The organism is Sphingomonas sp. IC4-52 (assembly GCF_020707225.1).
Lineage (GTDB): Bacteria > Pseudomonadota > Alphaproteobacteria > Sphingomonadales > Sphingomonadaceae > Sphingomonas.
This window is the reverse complement of record NZ_JAJFEU010000003.1, coordinates 1-17979: the sequence shown is the minus strand read 5'-3', so window position 1 is coordinate 17979 and position 17979 is coordinate 1. Positions and strand designations below refer to the sequence as shown.

Below are 17979 nucleotides of genomic sequence, written 5' to 3'. Positions count from 1 at the left end.
TTCTTGGGAGGGGCCGGTGGAATATGAGACGATCCTGCTGGACATCGCCGATCACGTCGCGACGATCACGATCAACCGGCCGGAGGCGATGAACAGCTTCACCCGCCGCATGATCGACGAGTTCGAGCATCTGTGGAAGCGGCTGGGCGAGGACGACGACGTTCATTGCTGCGTCCTGCGCGCCGCGCCTGGGCGCGCCTTCTGCACCGGGGCGGACGTGAAGCCGCCGCAGGACGGCAGCAAGCCGATCGTCGACCTTGTCAATATCTGGCATTGCGAGGATCCGGGAAAGTATCTCGGCCCCAAATCGATGAACCTGTGGAAGCCGGTGATCGGCGCGGTCCACGGCATGGCGGCGGGCGGCGCCTTCTACTGGCTGAACGAATGCGACATCGTCATCTGTTCGGAGGATGCGACCTTCTTCGACCCGCACGTCACCTACGGCATGACGAGCGCGCTCGAGCCGATCGGCATGACGTACAAGATGCCGCTGCAGGACGTGCTGCGCATGGTGCTGCTGGGCAATGACGAGCGCGTATCGGCGCAGACCGCGCTGCGCATCGGGATCGTCAGCGAGGTCGTGCCGCTGGCTGAACTGTGGCCGCGCGCCGCCAAGCTTGCCGCGATCATCGCCGCCAAGCCGCCAGCGGCCACCGCCGGCTCGCTCAAGGCGATCTGGCAGAGCCTGGACCTGCCGCGCTCGGTGGCGCTGATGCAGGGGCTGAAATATTGCCAGATCGGGAACCCCGTGGGCGTGCCGCAGGTGGACCGCGGCGCCGTGATGGGGGAGAAGGCAAAACGCTATATGGTGCGGTGAGGCCCGGCGCCGCCCGGTGAGGGCGACGCGCGCGGGCTCAAGCGGCGCCCTGGCCCATGCCGGCGGCGGACCAATCCGCAAGGTCTGCCGCGCGCCGGCGATGATCGGCCGGGCTCCCCAGCATCGCAGCATTGGCGATCGCCCGCCGCAGCCAGTAATGAAGCCCATAATCCCATGTGTAGCCGATGCCGCCATGCGCGGCGACGGCGGCACGGGCGCTGCGCGTGAAGACATCGCACAGATGCGCCTTGGCGATCGCCGCGGCACGTGATCCGTCCGGCAGCTGCGCGTCCCAGGCGTAAGCGGCATACCAGACCAGCGCGCGCGCCGGTTCCACCTCAAGTGCCATGTGCGCCAGTTGGTGCTTGAGGCCCTGGAAGCGCCCGATCGGCTGGCCGAACTGTTCGCGCTGCCGGGCATAGTCGACGCTCATCGTCGTGACCCGTGACGCCCCGCCGAGCGAGTCCGCCGCGATCAGGATCAGCGCCGCGTCGTGCAGCCGCGCCGCCATCGGATCGCCGGGCGGGAACAGGAGGTGGCCCTGCTGCGCCACGTCCGCGCGGGACAGCGGCCGGCTGCGATCGGTGGAGCGGACCGGCTGCGCGCTGATCCCGTCGCCGGCCTCCACCAGCCGGACACCCCGATCGTCGAGCAGCAGGAACAGCGCCGCGCTCGTGGCGGCCGCCGCCAGTCCGTCGGCACTGACGAGCGTCACTACCTTTTCGCCGCTGGCGATCGCCGGCAGCAGGGCGCACGCCTCCGGGTGGTCGCTCGCGGCGACGGCGATGGCGCCGAGCATCTGCGCCATGATCGGCCCCGGCGCGGCGGCTTCGCCGATGATTTCGGAGACAAGCGCAGCCTCGAGCAGGCCGAGCCCCGCACCGCCATCCGCTGCCGGCAGGGCAAGACCGCCGATGCCGAGCGCGGTGAGCGCGTCCCAGCTTTGCCGATCGAAGTCACCGCCGCCCTCTGCTAAGCTGTGCAGCCGATCGATCCCCCAGCAATCGGAAAGGGTGCGGCGTACCGCATCCTGGATGGCGTGCTGCTCCGCGGAGAGGTGGAACCTCATCTATCCATCTCCATGGCAAGGTCGCGCGGCAGGCCGAGCCCGCGCTCGCCGATGATGTTGCGCTGAATGTTGCTTGCCCCGCCCGCGATCGAATTGCCGAGCGAGCCCATGATCTGGTCGAGCCATTTCTGCGGGCCGCGGCCGCGCGATCCGGCGGGTGGCGGTTCGATCAGCGCAGCCGTCCCAAGCAGTTCCTGCGCGAGCAATGCCATGTCGTGCCCGATCTCCGTCAGGTACAATTTCATCATCAGCGCAACCGGCTCCGGATCCTCGCCCGCCGCCGCGCAGGAAAACAGACGGTAGCTGGTGTAGCGGTGCGACAGGACCGCGCCCTCGATCGTCACCAGCCGATCGCGCACCAGCGGATCGTCCAGCCGCCCCATCTCGCGCGCGAGTGCGACCAGCTTGTCGAACTGCCGCCCCAGCCCGTCGGCAGAACCGATCGAGGCCCGTTCGTGCTTCAGCGTCGTTCGGCTGACCTGCCAGCCGTGCCCGCGCGGCCCCACCGTCCACGCCAATGGCGTCTCGGCATCGTCGAAGAAGAACTCGTAAAAGCCTGATTCGCCGGTCATCTGTCGGATCGGCCGGCGTGTGATGCCGGGCTGATCGAGATCGACCAGCACGTATGTGATGCCTTCGTGCTTGGGTGCCGCGGGCTCGGTGCGCACGAGCATGAACATATGGGTCGCGATGGCGCCCTGGCTGGTCCAGATCTTCTGGCCGTTGATGACCCACCGGTCGCCATGAAGCTCGGCACGGGTGCGCACCGACGCCAGATCGCTGCCGGAGCCGGGCTCCGAATAGCCCTGGCCCCAGATGAAGTCGCCGCGCAGCGTGGGGCGGATGAAGCGCTCTCGCTGCTCGTCGGTGCCGCGTTCGAGCAGCGTCGGCACCAGCATGGTGGGGCCGACGCCGCCTACCTCCATCGGCGCGCGGGCGCGGGCGAATTCCTCGCGGATCACCTGGGCGAGGATGACGTCCACGGGCTGCTGCGACCCGCCGTAGCGCCGCGGGACCGAGCGGTAGAGGTAGCCGGCGTCGGTCGCGTACTGCCGGAAGGCGCGCACATATTCTTCCAACTCACCGTCTCGGCGCGCGCCCGGTTGCCATCCCGCCTTTAGAAAGGCTCGGAGTTCAGACCGAGCGGCGTCGGCGGCAGCACCATAGCTAAGATCCATTGTCCCTCACAATCGCCCGGGCAGCGTAAGTCATGTCGCTTGGCGCTTTGTACGGCCAAACGGCCTGGCCGCAAAAAGCGCACTAGTATAACTAAGCAATAGTGGTTGTAAGAGCTTCTGGCTCTGTAGCTAATCTAAGCAGCCCGGCCACAGCCGATAACCTCATCGCGCTCGTTGATGACCGAAATGGGGGGGGGAGCGGCCAGTCCGGTTTCGGGCGGTCGACCGCGGTAAGCTCCCGCTCATTCAGGAAGCGGCACAGACGGGCACGAACGCCAGTTGAGGGTGGATTGCAGACCGGCCGTTTTGAAGCGCCACATCAGCTAGAGCGGTCCTTCGTTCAGGCTCAGCGAGGCAAGCCACGCGCGTCCTTCTAGGCCGTTCAAACGGCTAATTCGGGGGTCACGAGAGTTGCAGTTCGTTTAGGCTGCCCAATGCCCGGCTCTTCAAGGGAATTGCCCGCCAGAACGAGGACCCGATAGTGGATTAGCTACAGGCTTGCCGATCCGCCCGCCGTTGGGACAGTTTCTCGGGTTGCAGCAACGTTCTCCCGAACGAAAATCAGCTTTGCCCACTCGACAGATCGCGGAGCGTCGCACAAGAAGATGCTGATCTAGGGGGAATTTTCATGGCTGGGATTATTGCGCCGCGTGGACGCCGGATGGGCCGCTATGGCCTGAGCGCGAGCGCCATCACGCTGGCAGTCGTTCTGGCCGGCCCCGCTACCGCGCAATGCACCCCCGATCCGACCATCTCCGGCGGGACTATCAACTGCACCGGCAGCGATGCCGACGGGCTGACCGTCGTGACCGACAAGACCACCGTTATCGTCGCGCGCGGGGCGAGCGTGCAGCCGCGCGCGGCGGCGGCGGCGATCACTACGCTGGGCCAAGGCAACACGCTGCGCGTTGCAGGGCTGGTCGATGGCGGCGCCGCCAAGGCGGGCGTGTTCGTGACGACGGGCGATCCGCGCACCGTGCCGTGCGATCCCTATGCCGGCGCTTCGCCGATCTATTGCGTCCCAGGCTCGACGCAGACGATCTATCCCTCGTCGAGCGCGGCAATCGACGTCGTGGCGGGCGGGACGATCTCGGGCGCGCAGGGCATCCTCGTGCGCCGCAGCCCCGCCAACACCGTCGGCTTCGTCAGCGCGACGATCACCAACGCCGGGACGATCGCGGGCACTGCGGGCGAGGCAATCCTCGCCGACCAGACCGGCTTCGGCGGCCTGTCGGTGTACAATCGCGCAGGCGGGCGTATCACCGGCGGGATCGCGGGTACCGTCTCCTACGTCGACAATGCCGGGACGATCGACGGCACGAGCCGAGCGGCGATCGCCTTGACGCAGGCGGGGCTCAACATCGTCAACACCGGCTCGATCGTGTCGAGCGGCACGCCCGCGACGGTCAGCGGCGGCGGCTTCGTCACGATCAGCAACGCGGCGGGCGCGACAATCGGCGGCAGTGCGACCGCGATCCGCACCACCGGCACCCTCAACCTCACCAACGCCGGCACCATCAACGGCTCGGTCGTCTCGACCGCGCCATCGGGGCAAGGCAGCACAATCGACACGCGCAGCGGCACGATCAACGGCAGCCTCACGCTCGGCGCGGGCGACGACACGCTGCGCGCGCGGTTCGACGCGGCGAGCGGGCGTGTCTCCTCGATCACCGGCGCGATCGACGGCGGCGCGGGCACCGACACGCTGGCGATTGGGATCGATGCCGACACGACGATCACGCGCACCGTACTGCCGACCAATTTCGAGCTGCTCGGGCTCGACCTGTCGAACAACGCCACCGCGACGCTCGCCACCGGCTTCACCACGGGCAACGGCGTCGCGCTGTCGGGCAGCGGTACCGTGGTCAACAACACCGCGCTGGTGACGGGCGGACCGGCGGTGACGACCAGCTTCGGTTCTGGCGGCTTCGGGCTCACCTTCGACAATCGAGGCACGATCACCGCGACCTTCGCCAACGCCGGCCCCGCGACGACCGGCCAGTTCGCGGTCGGATCGCCCGATACGGTGACGAACAGCGGCACGATCACGTCGCTCGGCGGCGCGGGCGTGCGTGCGTTCCGGCAGCTGACCAACAGCGGCAGCATCACCGCGAGCGGCACCGCGGCGTCGGTCGACAGCTTCGGCGCGTTCGTCAACAGCGGCACGATCCGCTCGACCGGCGGGATCGGCGCCAGCCTCTACGCCGGCGGCGCGACGGCCTCGACCAACAGCGGCACGATCGCGGGCGCGACCACCGGCGTCGCGCTGCTCGGCGGGCGGCTGACCAACAGCGGGACGATCACCGGCGGCACCACGGGCGTGACGCTGAGCGGCACGACGCTCAACAACGCGGCGGGCGGTCGGATCAGCGGCGGCACGCTGGCAATCGCCAGCAGCGGCAGTTCGGGCCGCATCGTCAACGCCGGCACGATCACCGGCAGCGTCGATCTCACCTCACCCTTCTTCTACGATTACGGCAACGACCTGTTCGTCGACGACGGCGGCAGCGTCGCCGGCGCGATCCGGCTGGGCGGCGGCAACGACGAACTGGTGGTGACGCTGGGCGGCGATCCCGCGCGTCCGCTTGCCGGGGCGACCGGCGGGGTCGATGCCGGTGACGGCTACGACACGCTGCGCACGCGCGTCACCGCCGATGGCAGCGCGACACTCGCGCTCACCGGCGGGTTCGAGGCGCTCGCCTACGAACTGTCGAACGATGCCGCGCTGACGCTGACCGCGCCGCAGCCGATCGCGACCTCGATCGGGCTCGCCGGCAACGGCAGCGTGACGCTGAACGGCGCGATCTCGACCGCCGATCGCACGCTCGTCGACGCGACGATCCTCACCGTCGCGCAGCTGACCGAGGGGCTCGCCGGGCCGGCGCGCGACCTCGCGATCGTCAACAACGGCAATCTTGCGCTGACGGTCGGATCGCAAAACTTTGCCTACAACCTCGCCGCGATCCTCGGCGACACCGCCGATCTCACGAACAACGGCACGATCAGCGTCATCAACACGCCGGGCAGCTATTATGCCGGCCGGGCGGTGTTCACCGGCGACAGTTTGGCCAATGCCGGCACGATCACGCTGACGGGCGGCGGCACTGCGGTAGACAGCGTGCGCGCGATGACCAACAGCGGCACGATCACGGCATTCGGCACCACATCGGGTGCCAATGCGTCGACCGCCATGGGCGTCGCCAACGTCACCACGCTGACCAACACCGGCACGATCCGCAGCGACGGCACCGCCGTGCAGAGCGGGTTCGGCAACAGCACGATCACCAACAGCGGCACGATCGAGAGCACGCGCGGCACCGCGATCGTCGGCGGCTATACCGGCACGATCGTCAACGAGGCGGGCGGGACGATCCGCGGCGTCACCGCGGTCCAGCTGGGTGGCGGCGCGCTGATCAACCGCGGCGCGATCGCAGGTAACGTATCGGCTTTTGCCTTCTCCTACGGTTCGGCGACGTACATCGCCGATGGCGGGACGATCGCCGGGAATCTCACGTTCGGTGAAGGCTGGGACACGGTCGTCGCGTTCGGCGAGACGACCGGCGTCAGCGGCACGGTCGACGGCGGGGCGGGGATCGACACGCTGATCCAGGCGCGCCGGACGAGCGGCACCGTCACGCTCGGCGCGCTTGCCGTCACCAATTTCGAGGTCGAGGGCGTGCGCGCGCTCGGCAGCGACACGGTGGTGACGATCGCCGCGCCGGCACCGTTCGCGCGCGACCTCGCGCTGTCGGGCGACGGCACGATCGTCAACACCGCGGCGATCACCGGCGCGGTGCTCGCCTATCCTACCTATGGCAGCGACCCGACGGTTGTCGGCCTCACCACGCCGATTGCGCTTGAGAACCAGGGCACGATCGACGGTGGCGTCGAGGGCCGGGTGCGGAGCCTTATCAATACGGGCACGATCGGCAGCGCGAGCCTCACCGGGCAGGCGGTGAACCTCGACACGATCGATACGCTCGCGTTCGACAATGGCGGCGCGATCGCCAACGATCGCGAACAGACCGCCGTCGTCCTGCAGGGCTATGGCGCCAGCGCGATCACCGCAGGCAACAGAGGCACGATCGACGGCGGGGTCTCGGTCGGGCTCCAGCAATATCAGAGCTTCCCGCCGGCCGAGACGCCGGCGTCGCTCACCGCCTCGCTCACCAACAGCGGTACGATCATCAACGGCGAGAGCGCGGTGGCGATCGCCGTCGACGTGTCGAACGGCGGCACGGGCAAGGCGACGCTCGCCAACAGCGGCACGATCACCGCGACCGGCGAAGCGGCGCTCGGCGCCTATATCCAGCTCTACGGCTATTCGGGCGCGGCCGGCAGCGGCACGATAGACGTCGCCAACACGGGCACGATCAGCGCCAACAGCGGCGGCACGGTCGACAGCTTCACCTTCCCCGACGGCGAGACGATCAGCTTCACCGATCCCGCCGCGGCGCTGTGGCTGAGCGGGCGCAACGCCGCGGGCGTCACCGCCAGTGTCGCCAACGACGGCACGATCGAGGCGACGGGCACGCGCTCGGTGGCGCTGATCGCGCTCGACGCCGCGCTCGACCTCACCAACACGGGCACGATCCGCGGCGGCGCGGGCACCGTCCTGGCGGCGGACGACCAGCTCGGCGCGCTCGCCGGCGCGCCCTATCTCGCCGGTGCGGTCCAGACGACCGGAACGGGCAGCGACCGCATCGTCAACACCGGCACGATCATCGGCTCGATCGCACTCGGCGCGGGCGACGACCGGATCGAGAACAGCGGCCGGATCGCGGGCGACGTGTTCCTCGGGCTGGGCGACGATACCTTCGTGCAGCGCGCCAGCGCAGGTCTGGAGGGCAGGGTCGACGCCGGGCTCGGCAGCGACAGCCTCGTCGTCGACGCGACCGGCGGCGGCGCGGTCAACGGTGACCAGTTCGTCAATTTCGAACGCTTCGCGCAGATCGGCGAGGGTAACGTCGCCTATTCGGGCAATTTCCGCTTCGACACGATCGGCGTGATGGGCGGAACGATCACCGTCGCCGCGGGGCAGACGCTGAGCAGCGCGGGGGCGATCACCGTCACCGGCAGTGACGCGGACGAGACGCTCGACAATCGCGGCACGATCACCGGCGGGGTCGATCTCGCCGGCGGCAACGACCGCGTCGACAATCGCGGGACGATCGGCGGCGCGGTGCTGCTGGGCAGCGGCAACGACCTGTTCGTCGACTATGCCGGCAGCAGCGCAGGCGCCGTCGACGGCGGCACGGGGAGCGACCTCTACCGCGTCGTGCTGTCGGGCGACCGCAGCGGGATCGGCCAGCGCAGCGGGTTCGAACAGCTGGCGGTGGAGGGCAACGGCATGCTGTCGCTCGCGCTCGACCAGTCGTTCGAGCAGATCGCGCTCGCCGGCAGCGGGCTCACCCTCGCGCTCGGCGGGTTCACCGTCGGCCAGGTGACCGGCAGCGACGCGCGCGAGACGCTGGCGGTCGACGGCGATCCCGCCGCGGTTTCGCTCGGTGGCGGTGACGACACGCTGGCGCTGGGCGCAACGCGTGCGGCCGGCAGCTACACCGGCGGCGCGGGCAGCGACACGCTGGCCTTTACCGCGAGCGGCCCGGTGCTGCTCGCCGGCACCGCGACCGGGTTCGAGCAGGTATCGCTCGCCGGCGGGGCGCTGACGATCGCGGGCACGCTGGGCAGCAATGGCGCGGGCCTTGCCTTTGGTGACGGCGCGCAGGCGCTCGTGGTCGCGCCGGGCGGCACGCTTGCCGGGACGATCGATCTCGGTGCGGGCGACGACAGCCTGCGGCTTGCGGCGGGCGGCATCCTCGCCGGCACCGTCGCGGGCGGCGCGGGCACCGACAGTGCGACGCTCGAACTCGCCGGCGATCGCACGCTCGCCGGCGGCACGCTGACCGGCTTCGAGCTACTCACGACCGAGGGCAGCGGCACGCTGACGCTCGCCGGGACGCAAGGCTATCAGCGCATCGTTGCGGGCACCGATCTCACCGTCGGCACCGGCGCGTCGCTCACTGCGGGCCAGGTCGCGTTCGGTGCGCGTGACGATCGCTTCACGATCGCAGGCAATTTCGCCGGCAATGCCGATGGCGGCGCGGGCAGCGACACGATCACCTTCGCCGATACCGCCCCCCTCACAATCGGCGTCACGATCGGCGGCGCGATCACCGGGTTCGAGCGGATCGCGCTCGCCGGTAACGCGCTAACGGTCACGGGCACGCTGGGCACGACGGGCACCACGCTCGCCTTTAGTGACGGCGCGCAGGCGCTGACGGTCGCATCGGGCGGCACGCTTGCTGGCACGATCGATCTCGGCAGCGGGGACGACACGCTGCGCCTCGCCGCGGGCAGCATCCTCAACGGCACCGTGCTTGGCGGTGCGGGCACCGACAGCGCGACGCTCGCGCTCGCCGGCAACCGCACGCTCGCGGGCGACCAACTCGCCGGCTTCGAACTACTCACGACCGAGGGCAGCGGCACGCTGACGCTTACGGGTACGCAGGCCTATCAGCGCGTCGTCGCGGGCACCGATCTCGCGGTCGATACCGGCGCATCGCTCACCGCGGGTCAGGTCCAGTTCGGCGCGCGCGACGATCGCTTCACGGTTGCGGGCCGCTTCGTCGGCAACGCCGATGGCGGCGCGGGCAGCGACACACTGGCGTTCACCGGCACCACTCCCGTCACGCTCGGCGGCATCGTCACCGGGTTCGAGCAGGTGGCGCTCGCGGGCGGCGCGCTGACGGTCACCGGCACGCTCGGCACGCCGGGCGCCGCGCTCGGCTTCGGCGACGGCGCGCAGGCGCTGACGATCGCCAATGGCGGCACGCTCGCCGGCGCGGTCGATCTCGGCGCGGGCGACGACAGCTTGCGGCTCGCGGCGGGCAGCACGCTCGCCGGCACCGTCGCTGGCGGCGCAGGCACCGACGCCGCGACGCTCGAACTCGCCGGCAACCGCACGCTCGCGAGCGGCACGCTCACTGGCTTCGAACTGCTCGCGACCGAGGGCAGCGGCATGCTGACGCTTGCCGGCACGCAGGCCTATCAGCGCATCGCCGCGGGCACCGATCTCGCGATCGATACCGGCGCGTCGCTCACCGCCGGCCAGGTCCAGTTCGGCGCGCGCGACGATCGCTTCACGATCGCCGGCAGCTTCGCCGGCAGCGTCGACGGCGGCGCGGGGACTGACACGATCGCGGTATCGGGCGGCAGCGCCACGGCGCCGGTTGCCTTCACCGGCATCGCCAACGTCGAACGCTACGTGCAGAGCGGCGGGTTCGCGACGCTGTCAGGCACCGCGGCGCTCGGCATTGTCGACATGTCGGGTGGTCGACTCGTCGGGCTCGCTGGCTCGACGCTCACCGCCAGCCAGATCACCGTCGCCCAAGGTGCGACCTTCGGCTCGGCAGGCACTGTCACCGGCAATCTCGCGGTCGCCGGCACGCTAAGTCCGGGTGCGACTGGCGTCGGTACGATGAGCGTCACCGGCAACGTCGCGCTCGGCGCGGGCTCGCTGTCGCTGTTTGAGGTCGCTTCCACGGGCGCGGACCGACTGCAGGTGACGGGCGCGGTGACGATCGCCTCGGGCGCGACGCTGCAGCTCGCCCCACTCGGCACGATCCGCCCCGGCACGTCGTACGACCTGGTGGTGGCAAGCGGCGGGATCACCGGCAGCTATACGACGGTGGTGAAGCCCGACAGCCTGTTCGGCTTCGTCGTCCAGCGCGCGGATCGCATCCAGCTGCTCGGCCAGTTCCTCGGCGGCGCGGGCTTCACCCCGCAGGTCGCACGCACGATCGCTTATGCGAACACGACGCTGCAGGCGCAGCCGGCGACGAGCACGCTTTTCGCCGCGCTGCCCGCGCTGCTCAACACCGACGGCACGTCGAACGCGCGCGCCTTCGCGCAGCTGACGCCCGAGCCCTATGCCTCGGCGACGCAGGCGGGGGTCGACAATGCGCTGACGCTCGCCAGCGCGGCGCGCGGCCCCGCCTTCGCCACGCTGCGCGAGGATCCGGGGCTGTTCACCTTCGGCCAGGGCGTCGGCCAGTGGCACACGCTCGGCGCCGACCAGGCGGAGGGCACGGCCAAGGCACGCACGCGCGGCTACGGCTTCCTCGGCGGGATCGGCTATGGCGACACGAGCTTCGCGGTCGGCGCGTTCGCCGGCTATCTCGACACGCGCCAGACGATCGGCGCGCTGGGGGCGGAGACGAAGAGCGACGGCTTCGTCGCGGGCGTGCACGCGCGCTACGCCGCGAACGGCATCGGGCTCACCGCCTCGGTGCTGTACGACGGCGGCGAGGCGCGCACCACGCGCGCGCTGCCGGGCACCGCGCGCGCGATCGGCAGCTACGATCTCCACAGCTGGGTCGCCGACCTTTCGGTCAGCTACGCGCTCGACATGGGCACCGAATGGTCGCTGCGGCCGCGCGCCGGGGTCACCTATCTGCGCACCACGCGCGATGGCGTGACCGAGACCGGCGGGGCGTTCGCGCTCAATGTCGCGCGCGACCGCCACGTCGCGGGCTTCGTCGACGGCGGCGTGATGCTGGCGCGCAGCGACGCTTCGAGTGCGCCGCTGCGGCCGTTCGTCGCGCTCGGCGCGCGCTACCAGATCGAGGGACGCCGCACCGACGCACTGGCGAGCTACGCCGGCGGCCCGCTCGGGCTCACCGCGATCGGCGCCGCCCGTGCGCGGCTCGTCGGCACCGCCTCGGCCGGGATCAGCTATCGCATGACCGGCGGGCTCGACCTGTTCAGCACCGCCTCCGCCCAGACCGGCCGCGACGACCACCAGGAGACGATCAGCACCGGCCTGCGACTGCGCTTTTGATCGGCGACCGTCACGTGCGATCAGACCGATCGCGCGTGATGGTCGTTCCATGTAGCGACACCAGCGTCTCGGCACTGCGCGCCGTCGGAAACTGCTCTGCGGAATGGTTAGGCGCGCGCGAGAAACGACTTAGTTGCTGATCTGATCCAAGCCAATGATCGATTGGCAAGGCCAATTGCGTAGGGTGATCGAAGCATCCAATCGCGATAAGTGAGCGGCCCTAGACACCATCTTTCTGAGCATCTTACGGATGGCCCAGTCGAGGCAACTGCGACATGAACAAGCGGCTGTTATTGGCAAGCTCAGCCGGCCCGCTGGATGATCACAATAGGGTTGTCGCTTCCCACAAAGCGGGGAGACGATCGACACCGACTTGCGGACCTCCACGGTTGAGGCGATGCTGCCGGAATACCCCGATCGGTAAGTATCGGCGGTTGGGAGAGATGCCGTGAAAGACTTGCGCGGGAAGACTGCTATCATAACAGGTGGCGCGAGCGGGCTGGGCGCCGCCATGGCTGACGCCTTCGGTAGCGAAGGCATGAATATCATGATCGCTGATATCGAGGCCGAGGTCGCGCGCACCAAGGTGGAAGAGCTGCGCGCTCGCAATGTCACGGCCGAATGGGTGCAGGTTGACGTCACCAGCCGCGAATCGGTGCGCAAAGGCGCGGCCGAGACCATCGCCAAGTTCGGAAAGGTGCATCTTGTCGCCAACAACGCAGGCATCGGTACCGGCGGTTCGCTGGGCAGCGTGCCCGAGGGCGATTGGGACTGGGTGATCGATGTCAACCTCAAGGGTGTGGTCTATGGCGTCGAGGTCTTCGTTCCCTTGATCGAGAGCCACGGAGAGGGCGGCCATGTCGTCAACACCGCCTCAATGGCCGGGCTCATCAGTCCGTCGGGAATGGAGCCGTACTGCGCTACAAAATTTGCCGTCGTGGCGATGAGCGAGGGTTGGCGCCAGCAACTGGCGCCGAGGAATATTGGCGTTTCCGTGCTGTGCCCCGGCCTGGTGAGCACCAACATCTACGCCGGACGGCGCAATCGCCAGAACGCGGTCTACGGCGAAAATGACAAGGGCTACGGCCAGGCTGATCTCGACCGGCAGCGCGAGTGGATGGCTGGAGGCATCGACCCGCTGGTCGTGGCGCGGCGCGTGGTGGAGGGCATCAAGGACAACGACCTGTACATCCTGAGCCATGTCGAATACGAGCATGTCGTGCGCGAGCGCTTCGAGCGGATAATGGCCGCGTTCGAGAAATCCAAGCAGAGTTCCGCGCTCGCCGCACTTTCAAAGGACCGCCGGCTGGATGCGGTGAGCATCGACGCCTGACCTGTCGCCCGCTCTCGGTATAGTAACTGCCAGATTGGAAGCGACCAATCGCTGCCTACCGTCTTTTGTGACTAATCCTTAGGTAAGCAGGCCATCTAGGGAGATGAACAAGCGTCCGCTTTCAGGATGTGAGAAACGGCCGCTGCATGACCGGAGCTGGGTCAGAGGCGCCTGACGGAGAAGTCGCGTGCAAGCGCAATGAAGGCTGTGAAGGCGGCCGACGAATTGCGTCTGTTGGAGTAGTAGAGGCACAGTGGCGAGAGCGGTGGCGTCCAATCCTCCAGAATCCGCACGAGTCGCCCCGCCGCGATATCCTCCCGCACGTCGGCTTCCATGAAATAGCCGATTCCGACGCCATTCATGGCCGCAATCCGCGTCAGCGAGGCCTCGTCGAGCGTGATCGGGCCGTCGACGTCGAGCAGCAGCTCCTCGCCGTCCTTGGCGAAGCGCCATCGGAGCGGGGCGCCATTGGGAAGCCGCCCGCGGATGCAGGGATAGGAAAGCAGCTCCTGCGGCACCTGAGGAATTGTCCTGCGCTCGAAAAATGCCGGCGACGCGGCGACCGCGATCCGTCGCTCGCGACCTAGCGGGATGGCGATCGCATCGCTCGGCACCAGGTCCATGGCGCGCACGCCAAGATCAAACCCTGCCGCGACGACATCGACGAGCCGACCTTCGGTGACGATGTCGATGTGCACCTGCGGATAGCGTTCGAGATAGGTTAGGACCAGCGGCGCCATGATCTCGCGCGCCGCTGTCGCAAAGGCGTTGATCCGCAGGGTACCCGATGGCGCCTCCTGTTGGGAGCGCGCCGTATCCATCGCCTTCTGGATGCCCTCGAACGCCGGCTTTACCTGCGCGACGAAGATGCGTCCGGCATAAGTGAGTGAGACGCTGCGGGTGGTGCGATTGAACAGCCGCACCGCCAGTTCTCGCTCCAGCTTCTGCACCGCGTTACTGATCGCTGTCGTGGACATGCCGAGGTCTAGCGCCGCGGCGCGAAATGAGCCGCATCGGACGATCGCCAAGACGGCCTCCAACTCGACCAATGAATGGCGCGTCATTGTCCCGATCTCCGCAATACTCCAGCGCGATTTGTCTCGATTATCGGGCAGAGGTGCAATCGCTAAATCTTCCTCGTCACAGTCGAGGAGACGATCATGTCACTGCATCTACCCAAACCAATTGCCGATTATATCGAGGCCAACCGGCGCCTCGATCTGGACGGGATGATGAAGCATTTCGCGCCGGACGCGGTCTTCATCGACAACGGCAAGGACTTCGTCGGCGAGGATGCGATTGCCAAGATGCTGAAGGACGAGGCGATCGCGGTGAGGGCAGTCTTCGAGCCGGATAGCTTCCGCGAGGAGGACGGCGTCTACGTGCTCGAAGGGCCGGCGCACGGCGACTTTCCGGGCAGCCCGCTCCGCTTCACTTATCGCTTCGCGATGAACGGCAACACCATCAGGACGCTGGAGACGATCGTATGGGCATGACCGCAGATCCGTACGAGTTCGCCGACAAGCGCGTGCTTGTCAGCGGCGGCACCAAGGGCCTCGGCCGTGCCACCGTCGAACGCTTCCTCGCCGGCGGCGCGCGCGTCATTACCGCCGCCCGCACGATCAAGGACAGGATCGAGGGCGTCGACTATGTCGAAGCGGACCTGACGATCGCGGCGGGGGGCGAGGCGCTGGCCAAGGCGGCGATCGAGCGGCTGGGCGGCATCGACATCCTCGCCCATGTCGTCGGCGGTTCATCCTCACCCGCGGGCGGCTTCGCCGCGCTGACCGACGAGCATTGGCTGGCTGAGCTCAACCTCAATCTCCTGGCCACCGTCCGGCTGGATCGGCTGCTGATCCCGCAGATGATCGCGCGCGGCACGGGTGTCGTCGTCCACGTCACGTCGATCCAGTCGATCCTGCCGCTACCCGAGTCCACCACCGGCTATGCCGCCGCCAAGGCTGCGCTGAGAACGTACAGCAAGTCGATCTCGAAGGAGATCGGGTCCAAGGGCGTTCGGGTAAACTCCGTGTCGCCGGGCTGGATCATGACGGAGGCCACCAGCGACTTTCTCGAGATTCTTCGGAAAACCAAGGGCGGCACGATCGAGAATGCGCGGCAATCGGTGCTCGATGCGCTGGGCGGGATCCCGATCGGTCGCGGAGCCGAGCCCGCGGAGGTCGCGGACCTCATCGCCTATCTCGCATCCGATCGCGCCACGGCGATCCACGGCGCCGAGTTCGTGATCGACGGCGGAACGGTCCGCACTGTTTGACCCGTCGGTCCGGGCGGCCGCTCACCCGGTGTATGGCGAACGCCGGACAGCGCGGGAAGGGAGATCGAGAGATGACGATGCCAAACTCTTTGTCCGCACGGCGCTGCCCCTGGGCCGATGGCGACCCGTTGATGCGCGAGTATCACGACGCCGAATGGGGCGTGCCGCAGCGCGACCCTAGGATGCTGTGGGAGATGCTGATGCTGGAGGGCTTCCAGGCGGGGCTCTCCTGGGTCACCATCCTGCGCAAGCGCGCCGCCTTCCGCGCTGCCTTCGCGGACTTCGATCCGGTGAAGGTCGCCGCGTTTGGCGCGCGCGATATCGACCGGCTTATGGCCGACCCCGGCATCGTGCGTGCGCGGGCGAAGATCGACGCCACGATCAGGGGCGCGCAGATCTACTGCGACATGCAGCAACGGGGCGAGGACTTCGCGGCCTTCTGCTGGTCCTTCACCGATGGCGCGCCGATCCTCGGCGACGGCAAGAGCTGGGTCGCGAGCACGGCCTTGTCGGAGATTATCTCGAAGGAATTTAAGCGGCGCGGCTTCAACTTCGTCGGGCCGACGATCACCTACGCATGGATGCAGGCCGTCGGCATCGTCAACGATCACTCGCTCGACTGCTTTCGGTGCCACTCAGCTTCCTGAAACTCCCGCAGGAAAGGGCGCGCGACGCGCACGCAAACCCGAACCCTCAAGCTTCGGACAGGAAGAACCATGTTTGCCGTCTACGTCAAGGAACCCAATCCGACTGACCCGACGGCCTCGCTCGTGTTGGGCGACATGCCGGAGCCGGTCATCGACGAGGGCTGGTTGCGCGTGAAAATCACGCACGCCAGCCTCAATCGCCACGACGTCTTCACCCGTGCGGACTCGTCGACGAGAAGCCGCTGCCCTATCCCATGATCCTCGGCAACGACGGCGCCGGCCTGCTCGGCGATGGCACGCCGGTCGTGATCTATGCGGTCTTGGGGTCGGAAGATTGGAAGGCAGACGAGACGATCGATCCCAACTGGCAGATCTTCAGCGAACTCGTGCCGGCCACGATGGCCGACTATGTCGCGGTCCCGAAATGCAACGCGCTGCCCATCCCGGAAGGCCTGTCGACGCTCCACGCTTCGCTGCTCGGTACTGCGTGGCTGACCGCCTACCGCTCGCTATTAACCAAGGCGCGGCTGATGCCGGGCTAGAGCGTGCTGGTGCAGGGCGCCGCGGGCGACATGTCTACCGCGATGATCCAACTGGCAGCGCCGCCAACATCCCTGGGCAAGCAGTCGCGCTAGGAGAGGAGCTAAAAGACGGGTATCATCGCTTAACCCGGATAAGGGTCAACGTAGACAATGTTGCTTCGCTGACCTGGCGGAAGCTGAGATGGATCTTGAAGGGTAAGGCGGCCGCTGCGGCTGCGACGCTGCGTGAAGCGTTTGTCACTGTTGCCGACCTACTTTGTTGCCGACCTACTTTTGACGCTAGTCGCCGTTTATTCGCCGGGCAGGGGCGGGCGCCGAGGGTGTAGCTCGGACGTCGTGCGCTCGCTGCTCATCGGCAATCCTAAGACCGCTCTTGTGGCGCGTACTTTCGAATGGCCGGGGCCGGCCACCCCGACCCACTTCTGCCGCCGTTTAACGCGATTACACCGCCTGGTGAACGCCCGCGTATGTTCTTCGAGGTCAAGTGGCGGCGCTTCATCGCGGGGCTGCCCGTCGATCGGAACGCGTCGCGCGGCGCGCGCCTACTCGTTGATGTATCAGACGTAATTCGAACCGTTCCGCTCGATCGTTCAATGGGTGTCGAGGACATCGGCGTGATCGGCCGCGCTAGGCGGAATACAGCAGCCTGAGCTTCTCCTGCTATCGCGTCATCTTTCCCAAAAATGCTGAGAAAAGGATGATCCACCGTGGGGGCATCTCTCAGCCACCCATCGGTACCGATTACAATAGGAAGACGTACGACGTTCTCCTTCGGCACGAATCGTGTTCGATCACGATCGCGGCGCCCTGAACCAGCACACCGAAAACGTGAGGACACGGCTGGGTTAGCCTACGCAACATACCGCGGCCGCGGCCCGTGCCAGCTTTCGTCGTGACGCAAAGCGCCCTGCGCAACGCAGGGAGCGCGTCCGCCAATCGCGACCTGGCTACCATAACGTTCCCTGCGGATCCTCGGCCGCGCTTGAATAGGCGACCGACCGGACCGAGCGATGATTCGCTACATGAGTGTGACTTGCTGGTGAGTTAAGGGTGGCGGGAATCCGTGGTTTTTTGTGGGCGGTGTAAGAAAGTTGCAAAAAGTGTTTGACGGTTGGGGGCGGTCCGCCTAGATGGGTGTCACCGCAGCGATGGCCGGCACGGTTGCTGAGGCGGTTAGCGAAAACAAGGCGCCATGGTCGCCCCGAGAAAAAGGGGTTAGCCGAGGCGTCGGTTTTTGTCGCTCTTTGACATTGTTGGTCAAGATGAAGGGACATGT

General features: G+C 67.6%; 11 protein-coding genes. 8 read left to right on the top strand and 3 right to left on the bottom strand.

Annotated features, from left to right (window positions below):
- Positions 1-16: 16 nt before the first annotated feature.
- A complete protein-coding gene (locus LK535_RS09075; RefSeq protein ID WP_227771597.1) occupies positions 17-817 on the top strand; it encodes an enoyl-CoA hydratase/isomerase family protein in 801 nt (266 codons plus the stop codon).
- A 37-nt stretch (positions 818-854) separates the two neighbouring features.
- Here the strand turns inward: LK535_RS09075 and LK535_RS09070 are convergent, their stop codons facing one another.
- Together LK535_RS09070 and LK535_RS09065 are read right to left on the bottom strand one after the other, a co-directional pair.
- A complete protein-coding gene (locus LK535_RS09070; RefSeq protein WP_227771596.1) occupies positions 855-1886 on the bottom strand; it encodes an acyl-CoA dehydrogenase family protein in 1032 nt (343 codons plus the stop codon).
- Positions 1883-3064, bottom strand: coding sequence for an acyl-CoA dehydrogenase family protein (locus LK535_RS09065; protein ID WP_227771595.1), 1182 nt, complete (start codon positions 3062-3064; stop codon positions 1883-1885). Before LK535_RS09065 ends, LK535_RS09070 begins: the two co-directional genes overlap by 4 nt.
- Before the next feature lie 628 nt (positions 3065-3692).
- Here LK535_RS09065 and LK535_RS09060 point away from each other — a divergent pair.
- Complete coding sequence (locus LK535_RS09060; RefSeq protein ID WP_227771594.1) at positions 3693-11906, top strand: beta strand repeat-containing protein; 8214 nt, start codon at positions 3693-3695, stop codon at positions 11904-11906.
- Positions 11907-12354: 448 nt separating this feature from the next.
- Positions 12355-13239, top strand: a complete 885-nt coding sequence (locus LK535_RS09055) for an SDR family NAD(P)-dependent oxidoreductase (protein WP_227771593.1) — start codon at positions 12355-12357, stop codon at positions 13237-13239.
- A gap of 161 nt (positions 13240-13400) precedes the next feature.
- On the opposite strand, the gene LK535_RS09050 is transcribed toward LK535_RS09055, so the two are convergent.
- Entirely contained in the window at positions 13401-14303 is a 903-nt protein-coding gene (locus LK535_RS09050; RefSeq protein WP_227771592.1) for a LysR family transcriptional regulator, read from the bottom strand.
- Positions 14304-14399: 96 nt separating this feature from the next.
- On the opposite strand from LK535_RS09050, the gene LK535_RS09045 reads away from it, so the two are divergent.
- From LK535_RS09045 to LK535_RS09025, 5 genes are all read left to right on the top strand, one after another.
- Positions 14400-14735 carry a nuclear transport factor 2 family protein gene (locus LK535_RS09045; protein WP_227771591.1) on the top strand — a complete coding sequence of 112 codons (336 nt, stop codon included), beginning with the start codon at positions 14400-14402 and terminating at the stop codon, positions 14733-14735.
- Complete coding sequence (locus LK535_RS09040; protein WP_227771590.1) at positions 14732-15514, top strand: SDR family oxidoreductase; 783 nt, start codon at positions 14732-14734, stop codon at positions 15512-15514. Before LK535_RS09045 ends, LK535_RS09040 begins: the two co-directional genes overlap by 4 nt.
- Positions 15515-15585: 71 nt before the next feature.
- Positions 15586-16161, top strand: a complete 576-nt coding sequence (locus tag LK535_RS09035; RefSeq protein WP_227771589.1) for a DNA-3-methyladenine glycosylase I — start codon at positions 15586-15588, stop codon at positions 16159-16161.
- A gap of 69 nt (positions 16162-16230) precedes the next feature.
- Positions 16231-16419 carry a hypothetical protein gene (locus LK535_RS09030; RefSeq protein ID WP_227771588.1) on the top strand — a complete coding sequence of 63 codons (189 nt, stop codon included), beginning with the start codon at positions 16231-16233 and terminating at the stop codon, positions 16417-16419.
- Positions 16416-16703, top strand: a complete 288-nt coding sequence (locus LK535_RS09025; RefSeq protein WP_227771587.1) for a hypothetical protein — start codon at positions 16416-16418, stop codon at positions 16701-16703. Before LK535_RS09030 ends, LK535_RS09025 begins: the two co-directional genes overlap by 4 nt.
- Positions 16704-17979 lie beyond the last annotated feature (1276 nt).

Bases quoted from the DNA above. Each gene is read 5' to 3' on its own strand.
- LK535_RS09060 (WP_227771594.1), top strand. From the start codon at position 3,693: ATGGCTGGGATTATTGCGCCGCGTGGACGCCGGATGGGCCGCTATGGC.
- LK535_RS09070 (WP_227771596.1), bottom strand. From the start codon at position 1,886: ATGAGGTTCCACCTCTCCGCGGAGCAGCACGCCATCCAGGATGCGGTA.
- LK535_RS09035 (WP_227771589.1), top strand. From the start codon at position 15,586: ATGACGATGCCAAACTCTTTGTCCGCACGGCGCTGCCCCTGGGCCGAT.
- LK535_RS09030 (WP_227771588.1), top strand. From the start codon at position 16,231: ATGTTTGCCGTCTACGTCAAGGAACCCAATCCGACTGACCCGACGGCC.
- LK535_RS09045 (WP_227771591.1), top strand. From the start codon at position 14,400: ATGTCACTGCATCTACCCAAACCAATTGCCGATTATATCGAGGCCAAC.
- LK535_RS09050 (WP_227771592.1), bottom strand. From the start codon at position 14,303: ATGACGCGCCATTCATTGGTCGAGTTGGAGGCCGTCTTGGCGATCGTC.
- LK535_RS09040 (WP_227771590.1), top strand. From the start codon at position 14,732: ATGACCGCAGATCCGTACGAGTTCGCCGACAAGCGCGTGCTTGTCAGC.
- LK535_RS09025 (WP_227771587.1), top strand. From the start codon at position 16,416: ATGATCCTCGGCAACGACGGCGCCGGCCTGCTCGGCGATGGCACGCCG.
- LK535_RS09065 (WP_227771595.1), bottom strand. From the start codon at position 3,064: ATGGATCTTAGCTATGGTGCTGCCGCCGACGCCGCTCGGTCTGAACTC.